The organism is Ectobacillus panaciterrae DSM 19096, from assembly GCF_000430785.1.
Classification (GTDB): domain Bacteria; phylum Bacillota; class Bacilli; order Bacillales; family Bacillaceae_G; genus Ectobacillus; species Ectobacillus panaciterrae.
In genome coordinates this window covers 1-9,498 of the sequence record NZ_AUMR01000122.1, presented here as the reverse complement: position 1 = coordinate 9,498, position 9,498 = coordinate 1, and the positions used below count along the sequence as shown (strand labels likewise).

8 protein-coding genes and 4 pseudogenes are annotated in these 9,498 nt (G+C 34.5%); 8 read left to right on the top strand and 4 right to left on the bottom strand.

Annotation, left to right across the window (positions count from 1 at the left end):
- Positions 1 to 227: pseudogene (locus tag H540_RS32420) on the bottom strand (IS6 family transposase); the annotation flags it as partial.
- 267 nt (positions 228 to 494) lie between these two features.
- On the opposite strand from H540_RS32420, the gene H540_RS0120305 reads away from it, so the two are divergent.
- Complete coding sequence (locus H540_RS0120305; protein WP_028402153.1) at positions 495 to 764, top strand: hypothetical protein; 270 nt, start codon at positions 495 to 497, stop codon at positions 762 to 764.
- A 1,178-nt stretch (positions 765 to 1,942) separates the two neighbouring features.
- Here the strand turns inward: H540_RS0120305 and H540_RS0120300 are convergent.
- Positions 1,943 to 2,479: a DUF1572 family protein gene (locus tag H540_RS0120300; RefSeq protein WP_028402152.1), complete on the bottom strand. Its 537-nt coding sequence runs from the start codon at positions 2,477 to 2,479 to the stop codon at positions 1,943 to 1,945.
- Positions 2,480 to 2,677: 198 nt separating this feature from the next.
- The gene (locus tag H540_RS0120295; protein WP_028402151.1) at positions 2,678 to 3,037 is read right to left on the bottom strand and encodes an MmcQ/YjbR family DNA-binding protein; all 360 of its coding nucleotides are present in this window, start codon (positions 3,035 to 3,037) and stop codon (positions 2,678 to 2,680) included.
- A 324-nt stretch (positions 3,038 to 3,361) separates the two neighbouring features.
- Here H540_RS0120295 and H540_RS34800 point away from each other — a divergent pair.
- A pseudogene (locus H540_RS34800) lies at positions 3,362 to 3,439 on the top strand (P-loop NTPase family protein); the annotation flags it as partial.
- A 170-nt stretch (positions 3,440 to 3,609) separates the two neighbouring features.
- Here the strand turns inward: H540_RS34800 and H540_RS0120290 are convergent.
- Positions 3,610 to 4,119 (bottom strand): DinB family protein, encoded by a 510-nt coding sequence (locus H540_RS0120290; RefSeq protein WP_028402150.1) that lies wholly within the window; start codon positions 4,117 to 4,119, stop codon positions 3,610 to 3,612.
- 355 nt (positions 4,120 to 4,474) lie between these two features.
- Here H540_RS0120290 and H540_RS0120285 point away from each other — a divergent pair, with 355 nt between their 5' ends.
- From H540_RS0120285 to H540_RS30405, 6 genes and pseudogenes are all read left to right on the top strand, one after another.
- The gene (locus tag H540_RS0120285; protein WP_028402149.1) at positions 4,475 to 5,299 is read left to right on the top strand and encodes an MBL fold metallo-hydrolase; all 825 of its coding nucleotides are present in this window, start codon (positions 4,475 to 4,477) and stop codon (positions 5,297 to 5,299) included.
- Between the two features lie 282 nt (positions 5,300 to 5,581).
- On the top strand, positions 5,582 to 6,067 hold the full coding sequence (locus H540_RS0120280) for a DUF3291 domain-containing protein (protein ID WP_028402148.1): 486 nt from the start codon (positions 5,582 to 5,584) through the stop codon (positions 6,065 to 6,067).
- Between the two features lie 323 nt (positions 6,068 to 6,390).
- Positions 6,391 to 6,702 (top strand): ArsR/SmtB family transcription factor, encoded by a 312-nt coding sequence (locus H540_RS0120275; RefSeq protein WP_028402147.1) that lies wholly within the window; start codon positions 6,391 to 6,393, stop codon positions 6,700 to 6,702.
- A gap of 119 nt (positions 6,703 to 6,821) precedes the next feature.
- Positions 6,822 to 7,910 (top strand): saccharopine dehydrogenase family protein, encoded by a 1,089-nt coding sequence (locus H540_RS0120270; RefSeq protein ID WP_028402146.1) that lies wholly within the window; start codon positions 6,822 to 6,824, stop codon positions 7,908 to 7,910.
- A gap of 162 nt (positions 7,911 to 8,072) precedes the next feature.
- Positions 8,073 to 8,897 (top strand): annotated as a pseudogene (locus tag H540_RS30410) (IS4 family transposase); the annotation flags it as partial.
- Positions 8,898 to 9,248: 351 nt separating this feature from the next.
- Positions 9,249 to 9,498: pseudogene (locus H540_RS30405) on the top strand (IS4 family transposase); the annotation flags it as partial.

Sequence of the window (9,498 nt, the reverse complement as noted above, 5' to 3'; positions counted from 1 at the left end):
CAGGAATCATTGGTTGGCTTAAGATAACGTCGTACTCGTTCATCTAATTCAGGTCCATATTGATGAACCCAACGCATAATAGTTGTATGAGCCATAGATAGTCCACGTTCTTCCATCATTTCGACTAAATCACGAAAACTGAGGTTATACCGTAGGTACCATCTAACGGTTAATAAAATAATATCAGGTTGAAAATGTTTCCACTTGAATAGATTTTGCTTTTCCATACTGATCATCACGTCCTTTTTTAGAGTAATAGTATCAGTATGTCCAAGTTTGGGAGATTACTTGCAGATATTTTGAAGTTTTTGCACCAGAACCTTTTTTTCTTACATAGGCGACATCCATTTGATTTAACTTGATGGGCATGCGTCAGTACCTCTACTATGCGTGTTTGTGGGATTATGGAGAGGGAAAAGGGCTGTAAATTTTAGTTCGGGTAGAAAGTTAGGTATATTATGGTAAAATGTTAAAGGGTACAAGGAGGGGATATAATGGGATTTATTGATTCAATCGACCCTTTTCTATTACAGTTGGTCATTATACCACTCATAGTTATTGGGATTGGGGTTGTAACAGCGTTATTTATAAGAAAGCTAATCATTGCACCAATAGTAACATTGATTCTTAATGCTTCATATGAATTTTGGTACTTCAGACATTACTATCCTGAATCAAAAGTTATCTTCTCATCTTGGAATATCATTTTCCCAGTTATTTCATTGATAATAGCTTGGGTATTCTTTAAAAAGAAAAATAAATAGGTTTCGGCAAAATAAAAGCTTAATCATATGCTCAGTTCTATAAGAGCTCCTGACGCATGCCCATTAACTTAAGAATTTGGAATCAACACAAAACGAAGACTTTGTGCAAATTGCTTAATTTTATCGTTTGGGGGCAACTCAAAATGCTTAGCTTGATAGGCATGGGTCGGAACCCCATCGCCATCAAGTTAAGAAATTAGTTGTTTCCCAAAACAAAAAAATGAGCTGAATTCTCATAAATAACTGTAGAGAGATAAAATTTTCGTTTAGGGGGTACTTTAAAATATTAGGTTGATGGGCATGGGGTATCCCCCAATGTAAACTAATACATAAAAGTTTACATCTTCTAAAAATGTTACTTTTTAATAAATATTTCACGACCCGCATTGCGGATTTAATATATATAAAAATAACCATTTCCTGTTATTATCTTAGTTATATAAAAATACTAAAAGGAGTAGTTCTAATGAAATTATTCGCAATTATTTGTTTTTTTCGTGGATATCATAAATACAGTTATTACGATAGTACCTGTGTTAGATGTGGCAAAAAAAAAGAACATAAATAACTTTTTTAAGGAGCAGAAGATGCTCCCTTTATTTTTATTTGAAATTAAATTTTCGAACGAATGTAAAATAATAGATATAAGTTTACTTTCAAATCATTAATTTTATTGGGTTTATAGCAACGTACCCATTTTCCTCAAAAACGACTTTAAAAGTATACATTCAAAACATCATAAATAAAGAAATTAGAATTTAGTACCACAAAACCCTAATGCTACCCCTTACCTATCTCTTTAATCATTTAGGGGTTCAGCCGAGATACGTGTAAAAACGGGTCGTAGGCTTACTTTTATTTCCATATCTTACAATATCCATAATGGGATATGGAAAGAATTCGTTCTTTTTTGGACGACCCATAAAAAAGAGAGATTTTTAGTCAGCAAATGTTGCTTTTCCTTTTATCAAGACCTAAATTGTAGAAAGTCATAAAAAATAAAGGGCAATACATATTAGTCATATATAATATGTATTGCCCGTTTACTTTTTGCTCAAGAATAGCGCCCGATTATGGAAGATCTTAGTGAAGATAATCTAACCGTTGAAGAAGAAATTCAAAATCCACAATATTAGTTTTGTAAATTGAATAAAGTTAAGTAAAAATGACTATGTCGATCAATGGTACTGGCCAGTTATGTTTTCATCAATATCTATCATTAATTTTGAGAGTAGTACAATTTGTCCTGCGTGATAACCGTAGTGTGCTCCGACCTGAATAAGCAGACGGCTAATTACTCTTACATCATAGGTTTCATCTTCTGAGGCGTTAACTCGATGCATCCTATTCCAATCATTAAGATCATATCGTATTATTACTTCCCTTTTTAAATCAACTTCTGACAAGTTTGATAATATAAAAGTTGATTCAGCCCGTGTCCTCAAAAGTAGATTTATCAATTCATCTCTGGTCATACCGCCTCCGGTATTAAATTCCCCTTGAGAGCGTTTTCTAATAAACGGTTTATTACCGATTGCACTTGCGAAATTTTGATATTCGTTTCCTGCTAAATGTAAGCAAAGATTCCCGACACTGTTTGTGGATACCTTCAATCTTTTCCAAATCATTTCATCATCGAGATGATTCAAACTCTTAATGATGCGGTGGAGTTGCTTATCCATGTCTTCTAGCACGTTACTTATTAGTTCCAGCATAACTTTACACCTCTTTTGGCTATATTTATTCTATACTATTGAAAAAAATCCTTCTTGATCTAACCTGTCCTATAGTTGAATAAGAAAAAGGCTGCATTTGTTGCAGCCAGATCTTTAAGGAAAGCGCCCTTTAACTAAATAAAGGATATGAAAGTGGACTACTGAATCAGCACATAGTATTTCAATTTGGCCTAATAACTACTTTGCAATAATCTGTTTTTGGGCTTTTTTAGTTAATTTTTCAAAAACTAAATTATAAGAATGCAGAATTAGATTTTCTAATAAATCAAGGGGAAGATTTGAATCAATATAAACAGAGTTCCAATGTGTTTTATTCATATAATAGCCAGGGATAATATTTTTATAGGTTTCTCTTAACTCTTCGGCACGATTGGGTTCGCATTTTAAAGTAATAATAGACTTCCCTTCAGAATCTCCGCCTAACATTGCAAACATCTTCCCACCAACATGATAACGATCTGCTTGCCAATCTACTTGGTAATCATGTGTTGTACCAGGTAATGTCATACAAAATGATTGTAGTTTTTCTTTTTCCATTAAAAGTGCTCCTTTTTATAAAATGAACATTAACTAACTAAAGGTTATTTTCAGTATCATTAAAACCGTATGTACTAATTTCTATATATAAATAGAAGAAACTCGTCATAAATAGCCTCAAAACAAATGGACATTTATGTTGATATGAGATTGTGAATTTTTATACTTAAACTAAATGGCAAGTTAGTGAATCAAGGAATAAGAATACTTATGTGCAATTTAAATATAAGGTTCACGTTGGAGGTATTTCAATAATCAGAGAGGTTTCTGTTTATTTTAAAACTTTTTTCTAGCTTGTAGGATTGTAGAAAAAAGGTGGCATGGGTGAAACGAATTATGGTTATTGGGATTTCAGCAGGTGTAGGTAAGTCAACATTTGCACGAAAATTTGGGAAAGCTTTATACTCAACGTATAATGTTATTTAATCCTATCATTTTATATGTTTTGTAACCATAGATACTCATCATATAACTTAACGTCAGATTCTTTAAATATAAAAAAAACGGTTATTCCTTCTTATCGTTGGAAAAACCGGCTTCTTCTTTTTTCGTAAAAAAAGTTAGTACTACCCTTATAAAATTGCAGGAGCTTCCATACCCATTTGGCTCCATTCTTCTTTAGCAGGACCATATACCCCAGGAACGATTAAGTTTGCTTGGCGCATAAGGATGGTCATTTGTCCGCGATGATGGATTTGATGATTTATAAGCATAGAAAGGCTAAATCCTTTTGCCCATTCGAATTGTCCAAACATGTTACAAGATTCCGTCAGGGTTTCATCTGTCCATTGTGTTTTAATAGCTTTGATTAAGGATTGGCTAGCTTGGCGGTAAATATCTGCGATTTCGTTTGCTGTAGTAGGAACGGTAGCATGATGAGATGGTGCATCAAAGGTTAAACCTGTTTGTCCCATAATACTCTGAAGGGCAGTGACAATGTGCCAAGCAAGACCACCTAGGGTACGATCATTAGGTTTAACGGATTGCTTCAAAGATTCATCGGTTAAAACATCAAGCATTTTTTGCGTTGAAGTACTTTCGAACTCCCAAGCCTTGACAAACCCATCAATAGTTAAAAACATGAATAGTTCCTCCTATTTAAATATTTACACTATTATAGTGTATAATACATTTCTATAATTTTCCATATAAATTTTTATCGGTTCTATAAGTGGTTTGTAAAGGTATACCTTTATAAACGAAAAAGATCCCAAAGAATTGAGTGTTGAATAACAATACAGTTGTTCCGCAAACGGGCCATTTTGCGGAATAACTCTTTATAAGAAAATTGGATATTTATGTTAAAACTTTAGAGAAGATTGTGAAGAATTGTACTTAAGCTAACGAAGCAGTTTACTTGAAGAAGGATTATTGGATTGTTAGGTGAATTTTAAAAGAGAGTAAATAGGAAGTGAATAAGTAAAGGAGAGATATTTTTTGAAAAACTTTATTTGTGAAACTTGTGGAGTTCAGTATGAGAGTTCAATCGAAGCACCAAAACAATGTTTGATTTGCGAGGAAGAAAGACAATTTGTTAGTTTCAAAGGTCAGGTGTGGACCACATTAGAAAAGCTGATAGAGGTGGGTACATATAGTAATATCATTAAGCTCCAGGAAGAAGGATTACATAGCATAAAGACTAATCCAAGTTTTGGAATCGGACAGACAGCTTATCTTGTACAAGATAAAAATTACAACTTATTGTGGGATTGTATTACATTTATTGATCAATCAACCATTTCACATATTAATAAATTAGGCGGAATTGATGCTATTGCTTTATCACATCCCCATTATTACTCTAGTCAAGTAGAATGGGCTGAAACATTCGATGCTCCAATTTACATACATGAAGATGATAAAGAATGGGTGACTAGAACCAGCGAGAAAATTATTTTTTGGTCTGGAGAATCTCTAGAATTGAAGGAAGGTCTTATCCTTCAAAGAATTGGAGGACATTATAAAGGCGGTACTGTTTTAGAGTGGAAAAATGGAAGCAGTCAAAATGGAATTTTATTGAGTGGAGATATAGTACGCGTGGCGGCTGATCGTAAGTGGGTGAGTTTTATGTATAGTTATCCTAACTTCATTCCTCTGCCCAGTGTAACAGTTGAAAGAATTGCAGATAGGGTAAATGATTTTACATTTAATCGATTATATGACGCATTTAATCTGATTATTAGAGAAGATGCAGATTTGGTGGTTCAAAGGTCAGCAAAAAGGTATATTGAAGCACTAAATGGAACATTATTTAATACTTAATTTACTAATTTATTAGGAAAGCTTGAAGAACTTATGAATGAACTTTTTCCTCAAATTCAGTTACCTATACCAACCTGAACATTTAACAGTAAAGTTAGTAAATAGAGATGACAAGGGGAACAAATCATATTCTTCAATTAACAAGTGCTTGAGTTTAAGGTCTGAGCTGTCATAGTGGCAGCTCTTTCTTGTTGAAATAAAGAAGCAGGTTTGCTGAAGAAGGAATTTCCACATTTTCACTTGAATATATCTTAGGAAAAGGCTATAGATGGAGGGCTATTTATGGCATTAGTTTCAATCTATACTGTTGGTAGGCTAAACCACCCCTATGACCACCCAGCCTCTCGTGAATTTTTTCAAGTGGGAAATGAAGTATATCGTCAAGCAACTAAATCAGGACTTATAGAGGCGTTTTCACCTGAAGGAGTCCCTTTCCCTGAAGAAACCGTAAAAGGAAAGGGTTCTCCTATTCTTACACTAACTGTATGGAGAAGCCTTCAATCCTTATATCGCTTTACTTATTCAGGAAAGCATATGCAAGCATTACGAGATAGAAGCAGATGGATAGAATCTTATCCAGATAAACACCTATCTTATGTAGTTTGGTGGACAGAAATGGTGAGGGATGTCTCATGGGAGGAGGCATTCAGGAGATACAACCATTATATTCAGTATGGTCCGACTCCTTTTGCATTTGATTTTAAGCATGCATTTGATGAAAATGGGGAGACATTCTTGATTAATACTAATGGTAACGTTAATGAATAATACACCTTCCTGTGACATTTTTATTTATTTTGGAGGAATTTGTGAAGTATTACGCTTAAACTATCGGGTGCTTTAGTGGAACAAGAATAACTAAGGAAAGTCGATTTTTTAACGTATAGGAAATCGACTTTTTTGGGCTGGAATTTGCTTAGCGTACAAAATTTCCGAAATGTTGGCTGTACCCCATCGCTATCAAGCTAAGATTTTGAGGTAACCCCATAACAAAAATTTTTTGCTCATACTTCTTTATTGCATTAGATAGTAATGTAATTTATAATACGTTTAAATGATTAAACTCTTCAACGAAAGGTAATGTAAGTGAAATGAACTGTAATGATAGAGTAATGCATATTTTAGAAAATTTGAGACCATGTTTTCAAGGGTTGGGAGATCCAACCCGTCAGCAAATTGTATCACTTTTAATTGATAAAGATAGCTTGAATGTGACGCAAATTGCGGAGCATATTCCTATGTCAAGACCTACTGTATCTCATCATCTGAAAATATTGAAACAATCAGGGTTGCTTCAAGTTCAGAAGAAAGGCACTGAAATGTATTATTGTCTTGAATTTAATGAAACAATAAATCTTTTAAAAGAACTTGTTTCTTTAGTAGAAGATGAATGTAAGAATTAGGTATCCATTTATAATTTAAGGACACGATTTGTCCTTTTTTTAATGATTATATGTTAAAACGTTTAAGTTTTTAATCATTTGAACTTATAATTACATACTGATTAAAATGGAGGTTTCAGATGAATAAAAAAACAATATTAATTGTTGGTGGGTATGGGGTTGTTGGTAGTCAAATTGCTCAAATTTTACATGATCGGCATCCTGATTTAGAAATTAGATTAGGAGGAAGGACTTTAGGGAAAGCACTACCTTTTGAATCAGAGAGAGTTAGAGTAGTCAAAGTGGACAACACAACAGATGACCCTTTAAGAAGTTTGGATGGTAATCTCACATTGGTTGTTAATGCGGTTAATGATCCTCAAGATAGACTACTTCTATCCGCAGTCCAAAAAAGAATTCCATTGGTTGACATTACTCGTTGGACTGAACACTTTCAGAGTTCTATTACTCGATTGAAAGATGTTGAAATTCAGTCCCCTGTTATATTAGCTTCGGGATGGATGGGAGGTACAGCTGCACTTTTTTCTAAAATTTATTCAAAAGAACTTCAAGAGGTTACAGTTGATATCAACGCACTATATTCTCTTCAAGACAAAGCAGGACCTAACTCAACAGCATATATGGATCGGTTAACTATTCCCTTTGAAGTCAAAGCTCATGACGGAATGCGACAGGCTTATCCAATGACTGATCCAATCAAAGTCCGCTTTCCCAACGGCTATAAAACAAAATGTTATCGTTTGGATACTCCTGATCACGTAACTCTTCCAGGCTCAATTCATGCTGTTTCGGCTAACTTTCGTATTGCTTTTGATAGTAAAATATCTACATATGGACTGGTTTCTCTGGTGAATACAGGAATTTGGAAAATGATTAGCGGAGAAAAATTTACCGGTTTACGGAAAAATATTCTCTATAAACCCGGAAAGGGAAGTGCACATAACATAGTTATTCACCTTAAAGGCTATGATGCTACGGGTGTATTGCATAGACGATGTGTGAACATATCGGATCCGTTAGGGCAGACACATCTTACTGCGTTAGGAGCAGCTGTTCAAGCAGAGCATATTTTACAAACATCTGATATTGTGGTTTCGGATTCTGAAATTTATTTTCCAGAAAATCTATTAGATTTGGGTGTGAATACATCTACAATTTTAGATTTTTATAGAGAACATGGAGTTAATATTACGACAGATAATATATAAAAGGTACCGTTCTATACGTGGTAGCACACATATCATTATCAAGCTAAAGTTAAGAAATCGAGTTTCCTCGTATTCATCAATTTAAGAAATTTATTATTCCTCAAAATGAAAAAAATACGTTATTCTTTCTGTAGAATCATAGGAAAGGATGGCGTTTTTTGTATGTCTATTTCTGTATCTGACGAACTACAACTATTTGCACAGGAGATTCAGAGTCTTTTATCCCCAAATACCTTACAGAATCTAGCTAGAGATGTTGGGTTTGTACAGCGAACAAGTAAGTATCGAGCACAAGATTTAATAGCTTTATGCGTATGGATAAGCCAAAGTGTAGCAAAAACGTCCTTAACCCAGTTATGTAGTTGTTTAGAAGCATCAACAGAAGTGCTCATCAGTCCTGAAGGACTAAATCAACGATTTAACGCCGCAGCCGTGCAGTTTCTACAACAAGTATTAGCTAAACTTCTGAACCGAAAATTATCTTCATCTAGGTTGTTTTCTTCTCCCTATACTTCTATTTTTAAGAGTATTCGCATCTTAGATTCAACTGCATTCCAACTTCCAGATGTATTTTCATCGGTTTATCCAGGTGCAGGAGGTTGTAGCCATAAGGCTGGTGTAAAAATTCAACTTGAATATGACCTTTTAAGTGGACGGTTCCTCCACATTCATACAGGACCAGGTAAACAACATGATCGAACCTACGGTTCTTTATGCGTCCCGACTGTGAAAGGGAATGATTTGTGTATCCAAGATTTAGGCTATTTTCACCTCAAAGATCTTCAACATATACACGATAACAAATCTTACTATATCTCTCGTATTAAATCCAATACACGTATTTATCAGAAAAATCCTAACCCAGATTACTTCCAAGATGGACGAATAAAGAAGAGTACGCAATACATTCAGTTAGATATAGAGAATTTGATGAATTCCCTTCACTCAGGACAAACCTATGAAATAACAGATGCTTATGTAGGGGTACCGCCAACAAAACGCACATTTACAACGTTAAGAGGTATAGAACGTAAAACCGTTCAGGTTTAAGCACACTAAGAAGCTCATTTTTGTTCTGTTCTTGCTTTGCATGTCAAAAAGTGGCTGTTTTAAATGACATATTGCAAGACTCTGTTTTTAGGATTTACGACATACTGTTTTGGGTCTATATTGAGCCTGTCATAAAGCGTACTTTTTGACATATATGCTTAGCGTTATAAATCCGCGAAATGTTGGTACTACCCCATCGCCATCAACCTAACGAAATTAAATACCACCCAAAACGAAAAAAATGCGCTATTCTTTCTGTAGAATCATAGAAAAGGATGGCGTTTTTTGATGGATATTTCAGATGAGTTACAACTTTTTTCTCAAGAGCTAAAACGGAACCTAGCACCCCAAGCTCTTCAAGAGCTTGCAAGAGAAACCGGATTTACAAAACGTAAGAGTAAGTATCAATCTCAGGAATTAGTAGCACTTTGCGTGTGGCTGAGTCAAAAAGTCGCAAGTACATCTTTAACACAGTTGTGTAGTCGCTTAGAAGCTTATACGGGAGTACTCATGAGTCCCGAAGGACTTAATAAGCGAT

Excerpts from the sequence above, each read along its gene's own strand:
- H540_RS0120305 (WP_028402153.1), top strand. The coding sequence starts at position 495 with ATGGGATTTATTGATTCAATCGACCCTTTTCTATTACAGTTGGTCATT.
- H540_RS0120300 (WP_028402152.1), bottom strand. The coding sequence starts at position 2,479 with ATGCTGGAACTAATAAGTAACGTGCTAGAAGACATGGATAAGCAACTC.
- H540_RS0120295 (WP_028402151.1), bottom strand. The coding sequence starts at position 3,037 with ATGGAAAAAGAAAAACTACAATCATTTTGTATGACATTACCTGGTACA.
- H540_RS0120290 (WP_028402150.1), bottom strand. The coding sequence starts at position 4,119 with ATGTTTTTAACTATTGATGGGTTTGTCAAGGCTTGGGAGTTCGAAAGT.
- H540_RS0120280 (WP_028402148.1), top strand. The coding sequence starts at position 5,582 with ATGGCATTAGTTTCAATCTATACTGTTGGTAGGCTAAACCACCCCTAT.
- H540_RS0120275 (WP_028402147.1), top strand. The coding sequence starts at position 6,391 with ATGAACTGTAATGATAGAGTAATGCATATTTTAGAAAATTTGAGACCA.
- H540_RS0120270 (WP_028402146.1), top strand. The coding sequence starts at position 6,822 with ATGAATAAAAAAACAATATTAATTGTTGGTGGGTATGGGGTTGTTGGT.